Raw genomic sequence first — 15,559 nt, 5'->3', positions numbered from 1 at the left:
GCCTGCCAGGCCCGGGTGTCGCAGCCGGCCCTGATCCTGGCCCGGGCCGCCCCGCTGGGGGATGTCAGCCGGCGCCGCCGAGCAGGTGCGCGGCCACCGGCAGCGCCCGTTCGCTCCACAGCGCGTACATCCGCGCCGAGGGATGCAGGCCATCCTCGGCGATCATCGCCGGGTCCTCGCCCTGGGCGCGGCTGATGTCGGTGATATCGACGAAGGCCACGTTGTGCTGGGTGCTGATCACCTCGGCGGCCGCGTTGAACTCGTCGGTCTCGATCTCGATCGCGGCCAGGTCACGGCCACTGCCGGCGCCGAACGGGGTCGCGCCCCAATCCGGGAAGGACAGCACCAGCACCCGCTCGGGGCGACCGGCGGCAAAGCCGATCGCGCGCTGCAGCAGGGCTTCGAACTGGGCGCGGTACTCGTCCAGCGGGCGCCCGCGGTACTGGTTGTTGACACCGATCAGCAGGCTGACGAAGTCGAACGGGCCCTGTGGCGAAGCCAGGTCGATACCGGCGTCCAGTTCATCGGTGGTCCAGCCGGTGGTGGCGATGGTCTGCGGATCGGCCAGGTCCACGCCCTGCGCACGCAGCGCGGCGGCCAGCTGGTGCGGCCAACGGCCTTCAACCGCAACCGCTTCGCCGATGGTGTACGAATCGCCCAGCGCCAGATAGGACAGCGCCACCGCTCAGGCCACCGAACGGCGCGGCTTCAGCGGCACGACCTTGGTCGCGTCCTCGGCACGTCGGGCCAGCACGCGGTCGATGCGGGCGAACACATCGCGCATCACCGAGGCTTCCGGCATCAGGGTCACGCGGAAGTGGTGGCGGTAGGGCACGTTGAAGCTGGAACCGGGCACCACCAGCACGCCTTCGTTGTTCATCAGGTCCAGTGCGAAGTTGTGGTCGTCGAAGCCCTTGGCGGCGGCGCCGACCACGGCCGGGAACGCATACAGTGCACCGGCCGGCGCGACCAGCGACAGGTGCTCGCTGGCTTCGCAGGCCTCGATCACCGCGCGCCGGGTCTCATACAGGCGGCCACCGGGCGTGCACAGTTCGGAAATGGTGTCCGGGCCGTTCACGGCGGCCTCGATGGCGTACTGGCCGGGCACGTTGGCGCACAGGCGCAGCGCGCCCAGCAGGTCCAGCGCTGCACGGAAGTCGCCGAGCCGGGCATCGTCGCCGCTGAGGTGGGCCCAGCCCACGCGCCAGCCGCAGGCGCGGTGCACCTTGCTCAGGCCGCTGAAGGTCAGGCACGGATGATCGCCGGCCAGCGGAGCGACCGGCTGGAACACCGCGTCGTCGTAGAGGATCTGGTCGTAGATCTCATCGACCAGCAGCAACAGGTTGTGGCGGCGTGCGATCTCCACCACGCGTTCCAGCAGTTCGCGCGGATAGCTGGCGCCACTGGGATTGTTCGGGTTGATCAGCACGATGGCGCGGGTGCGCGAAGAGACCAGCGTCTCGATCTCGCTCGGGTCCGGCTGGAAGCCGTTCTCCGGCGCGCAGCGGTAGTACACCGGGCGGCCATCGTTGAGGATGGTCGAGGCCGACCACAGAGGGTAGTCGGGCGAGGGCACCAGCACTTCGTCGCCCGGGTTGAGCAGGGCGCGCAGCGAGAGGTCGATCAGTTCGCTGACGCCGTTGCCGAGGAAGACACGGTCCGGGTGCGCATCGGGCGCGCCACGGCGGGCGTAATAGCCAGCGATGGCTTCACGTGCGACCGGCAGTCCCTGCTGGTGGGTGTACGGGTCGGTGCGGCCCATGTCGTCGGCGATCGCGCGCTGCAGGTGCTCGGGCGCACGGAAGCCGAAGGCACCGGGGTTGCCGATGTTGAGCTTGATCAGCTTGCGGCCCTGCGCCTCCAGCTCCCGGGCTCGCCGCGCCAGTTCTCCGCGGATTTCGTAGCGCACTTCGGAAAGGCGCTCGCGGATGGCCAGGGGCTTGGGCGAGGGGGTGGACATGGGGGCTGGGCCGTCAAAAGGCATGGGGTTTCCATCCTACCGGAATTGCTGCAATGCATGGCAAGGGCGCGGGCCTGCCGTTGCTGGGCTGGCAGGGCATCGGGCCGGTTAGAATGGCGGCGATGACCCAGACCCCCGATTTCACCGCCCTGCAGACCATCGGCTGGCCCTGGCCAGGCCCGGCGCAGCAGGCCGACTGGCAGGCCGCGATGGCTGCCCATCCGCAGGCCCGCCCGGCGCGGGTGATCGAACAGCACCGCACCCATTACGTGGTGGCCGACGGCCCGGATGCATCGATCAAGGCCGAGTCGCTGCCGGAATGGCAGCGCCCGCGCTTCCCCAGCCATGAGCGGCCGGCGGTGGGCGACTGGGTGCTGCTTGATGGCATCCGCATCGTCGCCCTGCTGCCGCGCCGGACCGCGATCAAGCGCGGTGCGGCCGGTGAGCATTACCACCAGCAGGTGATTGCGGCCAACATCGATACGGTGTTCATCGTCTGCGGCCTGGATGCCGACTTCAATCCGCGCCGCATCGAGCGCTACCTGCTGCTGGTCGGCGGCGGTGGTGCCGAACCGGTGGTGGTGCTGACCAAGGCCGACCAGACCGAATACAGCGAAGATGCACTGGCGGTGCTGGAAGAACTGGAAATGCAGGGCATCGCACTGCATGCGATCAACGGCCTGGATGCCGACAGCGTGGCGGTGCTGCAGCCCTGGCTGGGCCCGGGCCGCACGGTGGTGCTGGTCGGTTCTTCCGGTGCCGGCAAGTCCACGTTGACCAACACCCTGCTCGGCGAGCAGCGGATGAAAACCAATGCCGTGCGCGCCAACGACTCGCGTGGCCGCCACACCACCACCCATCGCGCGCTGATGCCGCTGCCGACCGGCGCCTGCCTGATCGACACCCCCGGCATGCGCGAGTTGAAGCCGACCGGCGAAGAAACGCTGTCCGAGGGCGGCTTCGCCGATATCGAAGCACTGGCCGCACAGTGCCGTTTCAACGACTGCAAGCATCAGCAGGAGCCGGGCTGCGCCGTGCGTGCTGCCATCGACGCAGGCGAGATCGAAGAGAGCCGGCTGCTGAACTACTTCAAGTTGAAGGAAGAGGTGGCTGCCGCAGCGGCCAAGCTGGCGGTGCGCCAGGCCGAGACCGCGCAGGAGCGCGGCGGCAGGAAGGGCAAGGGCCAGCAGTTCCGGCCGGCTGGCAAGCCACGCCGGCGTTGAGCCGGCGGTGTCGGAAACCTGTTCCTGGTGGGTGCCAACCTTGGTTGGCACGAAGGGCTCCGAAGCCAGCCTTTGCCAGCCCTTGGTAGGTGCCAACCTTGGTTGGCACGGATGTGTCCGCAGCCCGCCGTCGGCGCATGCCCACCAACGTTGGCAGCTACCAAAGCAAGGGCAGAGCGCTATAGTCCGCGCATGGAACCGACCGCGACGCTGGACCGTGACGTGGCCCACCATGCAGCGCTCGATGCGCGCCTGGTCGAGGCCGTGGGGGGCATCCGCCTGCTGGGGCTGACCAGCTGGCCGGCAACGGTACAGGCACCGTTCCTGGACAGCGTGGCACGCGGCCAGCCGGTGCTGCCGAAGGTGGACTACCCGCGCCTGGATTTCGGCGAGGAGCGCCGCGCGCTGGCCAGCATCGCGGCTGACTGCGACGACAGCCATCCACTGGGCCACTACGTGCGGCAGTCGGCGCAGAGCTGGGACCTGGCCGCGCAGCTGCTGGAAGGGTTGGGCACCGCCGCCGTCGATACCTGTTCGGTGCAGCTGTTCGGCGCGCCCGAGCAGCCGCTGCCGGGCAATGGCCCGAGCACGCGCGAAGCGGCGCGGCACTTCATCCAGATTGCCGCCGAACTGGACCACGAACTGCTGGCGCCGGAAGAGCAGGTGCCGGTCTCGGCCATTGCCCTGCAACTGCAGCTGCAGAACGACCTCGATGCCTTCTTCGAATCGCGCATCATCCAGGTGCAGCTGGATCCGGAGCTGGTCTCCAAGGCCGCCGCCGGCCCGACCCGCATCCGCCTGCGCACCAGTGCGCGTTTCAGCGCCTACGACCGCGCGCAGCTGTTCCACCATGAAGCACTGGTGCATTCGCTGACCGCATTGAACGGCCGCGAACAGCCGGTGCTGCCGAGCCTGGCGCTGTCGTCGCCGCGGGTGACCGCGACCCAGGAAGGGTTGGCGACGTTCGCCGAACAGATCACCGGCAGCATCGACATCGAGCGCCTGAAACGCATCAGCCTGCGTACCGAAGCGATTGCGATGGCGCGCGAAGGCGCCGATTTCATCGAGGTGTTCCGCTATTTCTGCGATGCCGGGCAGAACACCGAAGAAAGTTTCGCCTCGGCGCAACGCGTGTTCCGCGGCGTACCGCCCAGCGGTGGCCTGGCCTTCACCAAGGACACGGTGTACCTGCGTGGCCTGGTGTCGGTGCACACCTTCTTCCGCCATATGCTGGCCGAAGACCGGCTGCAGGTCTGCCGCTGGTTGTTCGCTGGCAAGATGAGCCTGACCGATGCGATTGCGTTTGCGCCGCTGTTCGAAAGTGGGGTGCTGAAGCCACCGCGCTGGCTGCCGCACTGGGTGAGCCGGGCGAACGGGCTGGCCGGCATGCTGGCGTTCTCGTTGTTCGCCAACCGGATACGGATGGACCAGCTGGCGCCGGAATGAAATGCGTTGGCGGCCTGTGGCGTCTTGATTGATATCGGAGAGAGCGGGGGGCTTGCGCTGGCCAGGACACGCCGCAAGTACGTCCCTGTAGGCTCGGCCACGGCATCCATGCCGTGGACGGTCCTGGCCAGCGCAAGCCCCCCGCTCGAGACAATTTCCTGCGAGACGGCCAGCAATCCACCAGAGGAATTGCGTTTGAAAAGCTTGAAAAGCAAAGAGCCGGGCAGTGCCCGGCTCTTTGCTTTTGCTTTTGCTTTTGCTCTTGCTTTCAATTGCCTCCGCGCCGGCGCGGGGAACTGTCCAGCGTGGGTAGGCAGGCCCATGCAGGACCGTGAGGCGCATGGATGCGCCGATCGAGCCCCCAGGGATGGGTTTACGGCGTGTCCTGCATGGGCCTGCCTACCCACGCCATGCAGGAACAATCAACGCGCCGCAGCGCACGCTTTCGATTTAAAACTCCGCCGCCACCGTCATGAATACCTGCCGCGGCGCGCTCGCATGGATCGCATAGCGAGTGCCGTTCGGATCGGTCGGTGCAAACGAGCTCAGCTGGCCGGCATAGCGCTTGTTGGTCAGGTTGGTCGCGTTCAACGACACCCGCACGTTGCGCAGGCCCAGGCCCGGGCCAAAATCGTAGCCCGCGCCAGCGTCGAAGGTGGTCACGCCCGGCACCGACTGGTCGTTGGTGTAGGTGTAGTAGCGCTTGCCGGTGTACTTCGCGCGCAGGCTGGCGAAGAAACCATCACGGTTCCAGCTGATTTCACTGGAGGCCATGCGCTGCGGCGTGTCCACGGTGATCTTGCCGGCCACCGGCACGATCGCACCGCCCGAGGTGTAGTCATCCTCGTAGGTGGTCTTGTTCCAGGACAGCGCGTTGTACCACTGCAGGCCGTCGATCGGCTTGAGGATGAAGGTCAGCTCCGCGCCATGGCTCTTCACCGAACCGACGTTGATGAAGCGCGTCACGCACTCCGGACGCGTGCCCACCTCGATGCTCGAGCACGGGTTCAGCGACAGCAGTCGGTTGTCGAACTTCACGTTGTAGGCGGCGATGGACGCCTGGTACTTCTCGCCGAAGGTACGGAAGCCGGCTTCCAGGCTCTTGGATTTTTCCGGCTCCAGCCCGGCGCTGGCCGCGAACGATTCCGGCGAGACCTGCAGCGGGCCGCCGCTGCCACCGCCGACGAAGGCGGCGATGTTCTCGGCGTACGAAGCGAACAGCTCATTGTTGGCGTTGAGCTTGAAGCCCAGGCCGACCTGCGGCAGCACCGATTCCTTGGCGGTCAGCGTGCCCGAGGCGATGCTGGTCTCCACGCCCGGGTTGGCGGTGGCGCGCATGCGGGTGTTCGGGCTCTTGATGCCGACGTCCACGGTCAGGCGCTGGTCCAGGAAGCGCATGCGGTCCTGCACGTAGAACTGGCGCGTGCGGATGTCGAAGTCCTGGTTGAACAGCAGGCGGTCCGGGTTCTTCAGGTACAGATCGTCCAGGAACGGGCCGCTGATGTAGTAGAAGTTGCGCGAGACGTTATGGTCGTTCTGCTCGAACCACAGGCCGGCTTCCAGCTCGTGGATGCCCACCGTCCACGACAGCGCGGCGGTCAGGCCATCGCGGTTGATGGTGTAGTTGGTGCTGCGGATCGAGATCGGCAGCATCTTGTCGGTACCCGGGTAGGACGGCTGGCCCGGCGCCCACCAGTGGCCCTGGCCACGGTTGTCATGGTGGTAGGCCAGCAGCTTCAGGCGGCCCTGCTCGCCCAGGCGCAGGTCGGCATCCACCGAGTACAGGTTGTCGTCACGCAGTGCGCGGCTCTGGTAGTAGGCGTCGTCGATGCTGCGGACATTGCCGCTGAATTTGCACTTCGAAGCATTGAAGGTACCGGGCGCGCAGTACGCGGCCGCCACGGCGCGGTCCCAGTCCGGCGCATAGATGTTCCAGTCATAGCCCAGGCCGCGGGCCAGCATGTCCTTGGACAGGTAGGCGTAGTTGGCCTGGCTGGCACGCGAGGTCGCCACGAACGCACCGAAGCGGTGGTCGCCGACATTCCACACCGCCTTGGCGTTGAACTGGCGCGTGGTCTGGTTCTGGTGCGGCGCGGCCCACATGTCCTGGTCCTGGTGCACGCCGGACACGTAGGCCGAGAAGCCGTTGATGTCGCCGGTGTCCACACGCAGGTAACCGCGACGCTGGTTGTTGTCACCGACGGTGACGCTGGCGCGGCCGCCGAATTCGGTGGACGGGTCCATCGAGAAATACTGGATGGTGCCACCGAGATTGCTGGTCGAGGCTACGCCCAGCGAACCGATGCCCTGCGACAGTTCGGCGCCGGCCAGGTTCTCGGCGATGATCGCGCGGGCGATGCTCAGGCCGTTGTAGTTGCCGTAGCTGTTGTCGCCCAGCGGGATGCCGTCCAGTGTGTAGCCGAGGCGACTCTTGTCGAAACCGCGCAGGCTGATCGTCTGCGATTCTTCGTTGGCACCGAAGGCATCGTTGGACTGCACCGACACGCCGGGCAGGCGGTCGAGGATCTTCTGGCCGCTGGTACCCGGCGGCAGCACCTGCTTGTCGACTGGGGTGATGCGCTGCACCTGGCGGGTCTCGCCCTGGCCAATCACGGAGACGGTATCCAGCGTCTGCGCGCTCAGCGCGGCATCGGTGCTGGCATTGGCGCCGGTATCGGCCACGGTGGTGGCATGGGCGCTGGCGGCGGAAAGCGCGATCGCCACGGCGATCGTCAGGTGTCGGGTCTGCATGGTGGTCCGTTGCATTGGGGGTGGTCACCGGCATGCATGCGCGGTGCATGGCCACTATGCGAACGGAACATGAAACCTTCTTTACGAAAAACCAACGAACGGTGCACGCGCGTGATGCGTGTCCAGCACTACCTACGACAAGGCAGGATCAGAAGCGCTCGCCGGGCCAGCTGAACCTGAGCTGGGTCATGCAGTCACGGTCATGTTCGGAGAATGAGAATCCGATCTGGATTCCGCTCATCACGGTGCCGAACACCGTCGACTCGTCCAGGCTATGTCCTGATGGAACGGATAGAACACTGAAGTTGGGGAAGCGGCGACCCATCTGCTTTCGCGAGATGCAGGCGCCGCCCAGCGAGAGCGTCACGCCTTTGATGATTCGCCCGGAGGCATCGGTATGGATCTGGCCAGAAGGCCCTTTGATCCTTCCGGCGACCACGAATGGCGCCAGATCGATGGTTGCGCTGTCGCCTCCGCCCATTCTTGCTTCCGAACGCGAGTTGGCCGGAGCCAGTGGTGATAGCTGCACGACAAGGTCAGAGCGCGCCAGCTGCGAGGACCAGCGCTCCACGAGCCGCCATGTTGCGTCCGCCTCCTCTGCACTGGCGGCGGGCGTGGCTGCTGTCGCAGAACCGGCAATCAACAGGCTCAGGAGCAGAAGAAGTTCAGGGACGGGCTGCGATCGCTTCATCGTAGATCCTGCCGTAGAAGTCGTTGTAGTTCTCGCCGGTGGTTGAAGTTACGTTGTTGTCGCAGAACAGCTTTCCCACCTGCCGGTCCAGTTCTTCACCGCCAGCATCGGCCCGCGCGATGAGGCTGGCGCCGTTGGACGCCGCCACACCGATGTCGTAGTACCCCAGGCTGGTTACCAGAAGCTCGCTGCGCGCGGTGAGGTTGTTGAGTACCGCTTTCCCCTCCATGGTGCAGAAGTGCTGGATGAACGCACTTTGGGTACTCAAGGCGATGCCGTCGAAGTACAGTGCGTGCCCGACTTCATGGGCAATGGCTGCGATCCGGAAATAATAGCCGGCAATGTCGGAGGAATCGCAGTCGAAGGACTGGATGTAGATCCGGATGGGATCGCGATTGGTATAGGACGCGGGCGCCCAGGAAAAGGTCCACTCCGGATGCCCGGTGATCTGTGCATCGAGAGTGGGGGCACCTGGTATCAGCCAGTCGGGGCAGCCCAGACCCGTGATCACCCGCATCGGCGGGGGCTCCGCCCGGGCCTGTGTCGTCAGCAGCGTAGTGGCGACCACAAGAAGCGCAATCAGCAATGCACGCATGCCAACCTCCTTGATCCGCGATTCCAGCCGTTGGTCCATCAGGCTCAGTGAGCGTTGGCAGGTATAGCATCGGTTCTGCCGATGTATCGGGCAGTGCGTCCCAGAATTGCAGAAACAAAATGGGGCCGGATCCCCCTCGCACGCGAAGGTTCACCGGCCCCGCGCACTCCGTGGGGGAGGCAGTCCACGCGGTGCGTGGAAGCGGGCTCAACCCATGTACAGGCCGCCATTGACCGGGTAGTCCGCGCCGGTCACGTACGAAGCCTCGTCCGACGCCAGCCAGGCCACCAGGCCCGCCACTTCCTCGGGGCGGCCAAGGCGACGCACCGGCACCGACGCGGCCAGCCGGTCCAGTACATCCGGTGGGAAGCTGCTGATCGCCTGGCTGGCGATGTAGCCCGGCGACAGCGTATTGACCGTGACGCCGCGCGAGGCGACTTCGGCGGCCAGTGCACGGCTGAAACCATGCATCGCGGCCTTGGCCGTTGCGTAGTTCACCTGCCCGATCTGGCCCTTGTGCGCACTCACCGAGCCGATGTTGATGATGCGGCCCCAGCCACGCGTGGCCATGCCGTCGACCACCTGCTTGGTCAGGTTGAACAGTGAATTGAGGTTGGAAGCGATCACCGCGTTCCAGTCTTCCACCGTCATCTGCCGGAACAGCAGGTCGCGGCTGCCGCCGGAGTTGTTGACCAGCACGTCCACTTCACCGACGTCGGCGCGCACCTTGGCGAACGCCGCGCTGGTCGAGGTCCAGTCGGTGGCGTTGCCTTCGGACGCGATGAAGTCGAAACCCTGTTCGCGCTGTTCGCGCAGCCAGTTGGCCTTGCGCGGCGAATTCGGCGCGCAGCCGGCGACCACGGTGTGGCCGCTGCGGGCCAGGCTCTGGCAGATGGCAGTGCCGACACTGCCCATGCCGCTGGTGACGTAAGCGATTCGAAGCGTCATTGCAGAAGGCTCCTTGGTAAGGGGTCAGGCGGCGAGCGGGTACAGGCCGAACAGCAGGCTGCCGACCATCAGCAGCATCGAGATGGCAATGGCCCACTTCAGGGTGAACTTCTGGTGGTCGGCGAACTCGACCTTGGCCAGGCCCACCAGCAGGTAGGTGGACGGCACCAGCGGGCTGAGCAGGTGCACCGGCTGGCCGGCCAGCGACGCGCGTGCCATTTCCACCGGAGTGATGCCGTAGTTGCCGGCGGCCTCGGACAGGATCGGCAGCACGCCGAAGTAGAACGCGTCGTTGGACATGAAGAAGGTGAACGGCATCGACGCCACTGCGGTGATCACCGCCAGGTACGGCCCCCACGACTCCGGAATCACCGCCAGGAAGCTGTGCGACATCGCTTCGACCATGCCAGTGTTGTTGAGGATGCCGGTGAAGATGCCGGCGGCGAAGATCAGCGACACCACCGACAGCACGTTGCCGGCGTGGTTGACCACGCGGCGGCGCTGCTCGGCCAGGTTCGGGTAGTTGATCACCAGGGCGATGGCGAAGCCGACCATGAACAGCACCGGCATCGGCAGCACGCCGATGATCAGTGCGGTCATCAGCGCCACGGTCAGCGCCAGGTTCACCCACAGCAGCTTCGGGCGCTTGATGTCTTCGGCGTCTTCGACGGTCGGCAGCGGGTTGCTGTCGTCGGACACGCTGTTGTCCATCCAGCTGCCGCCCTTGGGCAGGGTCACCACGCCGAGACGACGGCGTTCCTTCAGGCCCAGGTACCAGGCCAGCAGCAGCACGCCGGCACAGGCGATCACCATCGACGGGATCAGCGGCACGAACACATCGGCCGGGTCCACGTGCAGCGCGGTGGCCGCGCGTGCGGTCGGGCCGCCCCACGGGGTCAGGTTCATCACGCCGCCGGCGAGGATGGTCACGCAGGTCATGTTCAGCGCGTTCATGCCGAGGCGCTGGTACAGCGGCAGCATCGCCGAGACGGTGATCATGTAGGTGGTCGAGCCATCACCGTCGAGCGAGATCAGCATCGCCAGCACCGCGGTGCCGAGCACGATCTTCATCGGATCGCCCTTGACGAAGCGCAGGATCACCCGCACCAGCGGATCGAACAGGCCGGCATCGATCATCACGCCGAAGTAGAGGATGGCGAACATCAGCATCACGCCGGTCGGCGCGATCTTCTTGATGCCCTCCAGCATCATTTCGTCGATGTTGGCGCCGAAGCCGCCCAGCAGGGCGAAGATGATCGGGATGGTGATCAGGGCGACCAGCGGCGACAGGCGTTTGCTCATGATCAAGTACATGAACGTAATGACCATGCCAAAGCCGAGGATGCTCAGCATCATCTGCGGACTCCTTGCGAAAACAGGACGTGGGGGAGTGGAAGCGGCCCGGGCGGCGTGCCCGGGATGCCGGGCTTAGAAGTCGTACTGCAGGCGGCCGGTGACCGCGCGCGTGCGGTCCACCGTGACCCCGGCCAGGCGGTCGCGGTTGCGGCTTTCGATCACGTTGAGCATGAAGCGCAGGTTGTCGCGCAGGTACCAGTTGCCGCCCAGCGTCCACGCTTCGGTGCTGCCACGGCGCAGGTCGGGTGCACCATCGAGATGCTGCGCGCCCCACATCTGGTCGTAGCGCAGCGCCACTTCGAAGGCACCGGCCTTGTGGCGGATGTCCTTGACCCGCGCGAAACGGCCGGTCTTGCGGTCGTAGGCGCGGCTTTCGCCGGTGACGAACCAGCTGAGCATGCCGTAGGCGGCCATCACATCGCCGCGCTGGGCGCCGTCATCGAAGGTGGCACCGCTGAACTCGCCCTGCCACGACAGCGGGCCGCGCACCTGCGCGTACTCCAGCGACCACTTGTTGACGTCGGTATCGCGGCCGGCGGAGAAGTCGACCAGGGTCAGGCGGCTCTCGTCGGACAGATGGCCAGCCGGGCGCGGGCGGATCTTCAGGCCCGGAACGCCGTTCGCACCCGGGTTGTCATAGGCCTCGCGGGCCAGCGACAGGCCCAGGTGCAGCACGTCACCGTCGCGGGGCGAGGGCGCCCAGGTGACGCGGCCGCCGGCGGCGCGGCCCTTGACCTGCCAGGCATCGATGCTTTCCAGGCTGTAGACGCTGGCGGCCCAGGTGAAATCACCCGGATTGGCCTGCCACGACGCGCCCAGCCGGTACAGCGGTGCCAGCGTGGTGCCGGCGTTGCCGCGCTCCAGGAAGCTGCCGTAGTTGGAGCTGGTGCGGTCATCCAGCGAGAAGTACTGCTTGAACTGGCCCACGGTCAGCTTGCCGGCCTTGCCGAAGCTGCGTGCCAGGTACACGTCCTTGGCCTCGACACGGTCGCCGGAGAAGTCGGCTTCCAGCTTGTAGTCGACCACGAAGAACTTGCCGGACACATCGACCCAGGCGCGGCGGATCTCGGTGTCGTCCTTGTTCGGCGTACCGCGGTTGTCGTTGTCGAAGGTGGCGAAGTCCAGGTGCAGGCGGCCACCGAGGGTGGCGGTGACCGGACGGTCGTCTTCGGCGAAGGCCGGCGCCGACAGGGCAGCCAGAGCCATCATGGCGGCAGGACGCCGCCAGGCAAACGTGAATTCCACAAACCCTCCCAGGTGCGCGCCAGGCGCGCGGCAATCGTGGGCACCGGACGGTGCGCGGCCGCAGTCTGGGTCGCCGTAGCTGTCATCGTCCTGTCAACGGTTTGTGCGCTGCAGCGTAAATGGTCGCCAGGCAGGGCGCGGCAGGCGCACCCTGCGCCATGCGGTAGCATTCGTTTCCCCCCCCCACCCGTGTGCCCATGCGCCTGCTGCTGGTCGAAGACAACCCGGATCTGGCCGATGCGATCATCCGTCGCATGCGTCGTAGCGGCCACGCCGTGGACTGGCAGGCCGACGGGCTGGCCGCGGCCAGCGTGCTGCGCTACCAGAGTTTCGATCTGGTGGTGCTGGATATCGGCCTGCCCAAGCTGGATGGCCTGCGCGTGCTGGCCGGCATGCGCGAGCGCGGCGACAGCACGCCGGTGCTGATGCTGACCGCGCGCGACGGCATCGAAGACCGCGTGCAGGCGCTGGATGTGGGGGCCGACGACTATCTTGGCAAGCCGTTCGATTTCCGCGAGTTCGAAGCACGCTGCCGGGTACTGCTGCGGCGCGCGCGGGGCCAGGCCAGTGAAGTGGTGCAGATTGGCGGCTTCCAGTTCGACAACGCCGCGCACCGGGTCAGCCTCGACGGCGAGCCGATCGAGCTGCCGAACCGCGAATACCGCTTGCTGGAGATCCTGGTCGGTCGCCTTGGCCAGGTGGTCGGCAAGGACGAGATCGGCAATGGGCTGTTCGGTTTCGACGACGAGGCCGGGCCCAATGCCATCGAGTTGTATGTCGGGCGCCTGAGAAAGAAGCTGGCTGGTGCCCCGCTGCGCATCACCACGGTGCGCGGCGTGGGCTATCTGCTGGAAGCCAGTGACGGCAGTGCCGACGCCGATGGTTGACGCGCGCACGGCGAACGCCGCACCGGGGTCGCTGCGGCGCACATTGCTGCTGTACCTCGGCGCGTTGCTGGCGGTGTTCGCGGTGGCCCTGCTGTTCGCCGCGCGCGACTACGGCCAGCGCGCCGCGAACCGGTCCTACGACCACCTGCTGGTGTCTTCGGCACTGTCCATCGCCGATTCGGTGGCGCTGGTCGATGGCCAATGGCAGGTCGATCTGCCGTATGCGGCGCTGGACCTGCTGGCGATGGCGCCGGAAGACCGCGTGTTCTACAGGGTGGCCGACAACCGCGGCAACCTGATCACCGGCTACGGCGACCTGCCGGCGCCGCCGCGCCGGCCCGGCACGCAGCCGCAGCTGTTCGATGCTCCCTACAGCGGCGAGACCGTGCGTTTCGTGGTGGTCGGCCGCAGCTTCGCCGCGGCCTCGGCGCAGGGCGAAGTGCAGGTACAGGTGGGCCAGACCCGGCGCGCGCGCGAAGCGGTCGCACAGGACATGGTCAATCGCGCGCTGCTGGCAATTGGCGTGTTGTCCGGGCTGCTGCTGGCGCTGGTGGCGTTCGGCGTGCATCGGGCGTTCCGGCCGCTGGTGCGGGTGGAGCGCGAGCTGTCGCGCCGCGAGCCCTCCGACCTGAAGCCATTGGACGCACGCGTGCCGCGCGAGATGGACCAGATGGTGGCCGCGTTGAACCGCTTCATGGAGCGCTTGTCCAGCAGCAACGAGACCCTGCGTGCGTTCATGGCCGAGGCCGCGCACCAGATGCGCACGCCGCTGGCGGCGCTGCGTGCGCAGGCACAGCTGGCGCTGGACGACGACGACCCGGAAGACATGCGGCGCAGCCTGCAGGCGATCGAGCGCAATGCCACCCATATGAGCCGCCTGCTCAACCAGCTGCTCAGCGATGCCAGCGTGATCCATCGTTCGCACCTACAGCGTTTTGCGTCGGTGGACCTGGCCGAAACCGTGCACCAGGCCCTGCATGAAGCCCTGCCGCAGGCGGGCCCGGCACCGCGGGTGCAGCTGGCGATGACCGCTGAACCGGTGCTGGTGCATGGAGATGCACTGCTGCTGCGCGAGGCGATCAAGAACCTGGTCGACAACGCGCTGAAGTACGGCGGCGATGGTTCATTGCAGATTGCGTTGACCGTGGAGGGTGGGCAGGCCGTGCTGACCATTGCCGATCACGGCGCAGGCATCGCGCCCGCCGATGCCGAACGTGTGTTCGAGCGCTTCGCCCGCGGCGAAGGTGCGCCGTCCGGCGGTGCCGGGCTTGGCCTGGCCATCGTCAAGCGGGTGGTCGACAGCCACGGTGGCCGCATCGACCTCAGCAACCGCCCGCAGGGTGGGCTGGTCGCCACCATCCGCCTGCCCCGGAGCAGCTCATGATCCGTCTGTTCGCCACGGCCATCGCCCTGCTGCTGGCCCTGCCGGTGCTGGCCGCGCCGGGCGACGTGCGCCGCTTCCCTGCGCAGGGAACGGCCATCGCGCAGCTGCGCATCCACGGCACCACCGACATCGAAGTGTTCGCGGTGGTCATCGCCGATTACCAGCGCCTGCATCCCGGCACCGAGGTGGTGTACGAGGACATCATCACCCAGGACCTGTACGCGCGTTACCTGCACGACCGTGCCGGGCCATCGTCGCCTGACCTGCTGATTTCCAGCGGCATGGACCTGCAGACCAAGCTGGTCAACGATGGCCATGCACTGCCGCACCGCTCTGCGCAGACCGCGGCGCTGCCGGCGTGGGCACAGTGGCGCAACGAGGCGTTCGGGATCAGCTACGAACCGGTGGTGATGGTCTACAACACGCGCACGCTGCCGGCCGCGAAGGTGCCGCATACGCGCCGCCAGCTGCTGGACCGGCTGCGTGCCGAAGGTGCGCCGCTGCGCGGCAAGGTCGGCACCTATGACATCGAGCGCAGCAGCGTGGGTTACCTGCTGGCCACCCAGGATGCGCAGCGTGGCAGCATTGCCGGCGCATTGCTGGGCGCTCTCGGCGACAACGACGTGGTGCGTGAGGAGCGCACCGGCGTGCTGCTGGACAAGGTGGCCAGCGGCCAGCTGTCGCTGGTCTACAACGTGCTCGGTTCCTACGCTCAGGCGCGCATCGATGCAGGCGCGCCGCTGGCCATCGTCGAGCCCGAGGACTACACGCTGGTGGTGCTGCGTACCGCGGTGATTCCGCGCACCGGCCCGCATCCTGAAGAAGCGCGCCGCTTCCTCGACTACCTGCTGTCGCCGCGTGGCCAGCAGGTGCTCTCGCGCGAGGCGCGGCTGATGCCGATCGTGACCGGCAATGCGCGCAGCGATGACGCGCCGGGCCGCAGCCGGCGTCCGATCCAGCTCGGCCCGGGCCTGCTGGTGTACCTGGATGCACTCAAGCGCCGCCAGTTCCTCGACGCCTGGCGCAGCAGCGTGGAGCCAGCAGGGCGCTGACGCGGCGGCCTGCCCGTACAA

Annotated in this window: 13 protein-coding genes; 5 read left to right on the top strand and 8 right to left on the bottom strand. The window is 66.9% G+C overall.

Going from position 1 to position 15,559, the window contains the following annotated elements; translation table 11 throughout:
* Positions 1 to 64: 64 nt before the first annotated feature.
* Together AC5P7U_RS16090 and AC5P7U_RS16085 are read right to left on the bottom strand one after the other, a co-directional pair.
* On the bottom strand, positions 65 to 682 hold the full coding sequence (locus tag AC5P7U_RS16090; protein WP_006468826.1) for an SGNH/GDSL hydrolase family protein: 618 nt from the start codon (positions 680 to 682) through the stop codon (positions 65 to 67).
* A gap of 3 nt (positions 683 to 685) precedes the next feature.
* Positions 686 to 1,960 carry a pyridoxal phosphate-dependent aminotransferase gene (locus AC5P7U_RS16085; protein WP_053450757.1) on the bottom strand — a complete coding sequence of 425 codons (1,275 nt, stop codon included), beginning with the start codon at positions 1,958 to 1,960 and terminating at the stop codon, positions 686 to 688.
* Positions 1,961 to 2,073: 113 nt separating this feature from the next.
* Between AC5P7U_RS16085 and rsgA the strand changes: the two genes are divergently transcribed.
* Both rsgA and AC5P7U_RS16075 read left to right on the top strand, forming a co-directional pair.
* Positions 2,074 to 3,183 carry a ribosome small subunit-dependent GTPase A gene (gene rsgA / locus AC5P7U_RS16080; RefSeq protein WP_008265397.1) on the top strand — a complete coding sequence of 370 codons (1,110 nt, stop codon included), beginning with the start codon at positions 2,074 to 2,076 and terminating at the stop codon, positions 3,181 to 3,183.
* 192 nt (positions 3,184 to 3,375) lie between these two features.
* On the top strand, positions 3,376 to 4,629 hold the full coding sequence (locus AC5P7U_RS16075; protein WP_197564439.1) for a flavohemoglobin expression-modulating QEGLA motif protein: 1,254 nt from the start codon (positions 3,376 to 3,378) through the stop codon (positions 4,627 to 4,629).
* A gap of 450 nt (positions 4,630 to 5,079) precedes the next feature.
* Here the strand turns inward: AC5P7U_RS16075 and AC5P7U_RS16070 are convergent, their stop codons facing one another.
* From AC5P7U_RS16070 to AC5P7U_RS16045, 6 genes are all read right to left on the bottom strand, one after another.
* The gene (locus AC5P7U_RS16070) at positions 5,080 to 7,380 is read right to left on the bottom strand and encodes a TonB-dependent receptor (RefSeq protein WP_197564438.1); all 2,301 of its coding nucleotides are present in this window, start codon (positions 7,378 to 7,380) and stop codon (positions 5,080 to 5,082) included.
* A 148-nt stretch (positions 7,381 to 7,528) separates the two neighbouring features.
* The gene (locus AC5P7U_RS16065; RefSeq protein WP_197564437.1) at positions 7,529 to 8,071 is read right to left on the bottom strand and encodes a hypothetical protein; all 543 of its coding nucleotides are present in this window, start codon (positions 8,069 to 8,071) and stop codon (positions 7,529 to 7,531) included.
* Positions 8,046 to 8,666, bottom strand: a complete 621-nt coding sequence (locus AC5P7U_RS16060; RefSeq protein ID WP_414555144.1) for a hypothetical protein — start codon at positions 8,664 to 8,666, stop codon at positions 8,046 to 8,048. Before AC5P7U_RS16060 ends, AC5P7U_RS16065 begins: the two co-directional genes overlap by 26 nt.
* 207 nt (positions 8,667 to 8,873) lie before the next feature.
* The gene (phbB, locus tag AC5P7U_RS16055) at positions 8,874 to 9,614 is read right to left on the bottom strand and encodes an acetoacetyl-CoA reductase (protein ID WP_006468753.1); all 741 of its coding nucleotides are present in this window, start codon (positions 9,612 to 9,614) and stop codon (positions 8,874 to 8,876) included.
* Positions 9,615 to 9,638: 24 nt separating this feature from the next.
* Complete coding sequence (locus tag AC5P7U_RS16050) at positions 9,639 to 10,967, bottom strand: CitMHS family transporter (RefSeq protein WP_049456280.1); 1,329 nt, start codon at positions 10,965 to 10,967, stop codon at positions 9,639 to 9,641.
* 75 nt (positions 10,968 to 11,042) lie between these two features.
* The gene (locus tag AC5P7U_RS16045; RefSeq protein ID WP_008268165.1) at positions 11,043 to 12,179 is read right to left on the bottom strand and encodes an OprO/OprP family phosphate-selective porin; all 1,137 of its coding nucleotides are present in this window, start codon (positions 12,177 to 12,179) and stop codon (positions 11,043 to 11,045) included.
* Positions 12,180 to 12,412: 233 nt separating this feature from the next.
* Here AC5P7U_RS16045 and AC5P7U_RS16040 point away from each other — a divergent pair, with 233 nt between their 5' ends.
* Genes AC5P7U_RS16040 through AC5P7U_RS16030 form a run of 3 tightly spaced genes read left to right on the top strand, consistent with a single transcriptional unit; the run spans position 12,413 to position 15,538 of the window.
* Positions 12,413 to 13,102, top strand: a complete 690-nt coding sequence (locus AC5P7U_RS16040; protein WP_019662067.1) for a response regulator transcription factor — start codon at positions 12,413 to 12,415, stop codon at positions 13,100 to 13,102.
* Entirely contained in the window at positions 13,095 to 14,486 is a 1,392-nt protein-coding gene (locus AC5P7U_RS16035; protein ID WP_197564441.1) for a sensor histidine kinase N-terminal domain-containing protein, read from the top strand. Before AC5P7U_RS16040 ends, AC5P7U_RS16035 begins: the two co-directional genes overlap by 8 nt.
* Positions 14,483 to 15,538 carry an ABC transporter substrate-binding protein gene (locus AC5P7U_RS16030; protein ID WP_197564436.1) on the top strand — a complete coding sequence of 352 codons (1,056 nt, stop codon included), beginning with the start codon at positions 14,483 to 14,485 and terminating at the stop codon, positions 15,536 to 15,538. Before AC5P7U_RS16035 ends, AC5P7U_RS16030 begins: the two co-directional genes overlap by 4 nt.
* Positions 15,539 to 15,559: the final 21 nt, after the last annotated feature.

The sequence above is a fragment of the Stenotrophomonas sp. YJH_SMC_57 genome, from assembly GCF_059369755.1.
This window is presented reverse-complemented; position numbering and strand designations above follow the sequence as displayed.

What these genes read in the sequence shown, in the direction of transcription:
- AC5P7U_RS16085 (WP_053450757.1), bottom strand. Translation starts at nt 1,960, where the DNA reads ATGTCCACCCCCTCGCCCAAGCCCCTGGCCATCCGCGAGCGCCTTTCC.
- rsgA (WP_008265397.1), top strand. Translation starts at nt 2,074, where the DNA reads ATGGCGGCGATGACCCAGACCCCCGATTTCACCGCCCTGCAGACCATC.
- AC5P7U_RS16075 (WP_197564439.1), top strand. Translation starts at nt 3,376, where the DNA reads ATGGAACCGACCGCGACGCTGGACCGTGACGTGGCCCACCATGCAGCG.
- AC5P7U_RS16070 (WP_197564438.1), bottom strand. Translation starts at nt 7,380, where the DNA reads ATGCAGACCCGACACCTGACGATCGCCGTGGCGATCGCGCTTTCCGCC.
- AC5P7U_RS16065 (WP_197564437.1), bottom strand. Translation starts at nt 8,071, where the DNA reads ATGAAGCGATCGCAGCCCGTCCCTGAACTTCTTCTGCTCCTGAGCCTG.
- AC5P7U_RS16060 (WP_414555144.1), bottom strand. Translation starts at nt 8,666, where the DNA reads ATGCGTGCATTGCTGATTGCGCTTCTTGTGGTCGCCACTACGCTGCTG.
- phbB (WP_006468753.1), bottom strand. Translation starts at nt 9,614, where the DNA reads ATGACGCTTCGAATCGCTTACGTCACCAGCGGCATGGGCAGTGTCGGC.
- AC5P7U_RS16050 (WP_049456280.1), bottom strand. Translation starts at nt 10,967, where the DNA reads ATGCTGAGCATCCTCGGCTTTGGCATGGTCATTACGTTCATGTACTTG.
- AC5P7U_RS16045 (WP_008268165.1), bottom strand. Translation starts at nt 12,179, where the DNA reads ATGATGGCTCTGGCTGCCCTGTCGGCGCCGGCCTTCGCCGAAGACGAC.
- AC5P7U_RS16040 (WP_019662067.1), top strand. Translation starts at nt 12,413, where the DNA reads ATGCGCCTGCTGCTGGTCGAAGACAACCCGGATCTGGCCGATGCGATC.
- AC5P7U_RS16035 (WP_197564441.1), top strand. Translation starts at nt 13,095, where the DNA reads ATGGTTGACGCGCGCACGGCGAACGCCGCACCGGGGTCGCTGCGGCGC.
- AC5P7U_RS16030 (WP_197564436.1), top strand. Translation starts at nt 14,483, where the DNA reads ATGATCCGTCTGTTCGCCACGGCCATCGCCCTGCTGCTGGCCCTGCCG.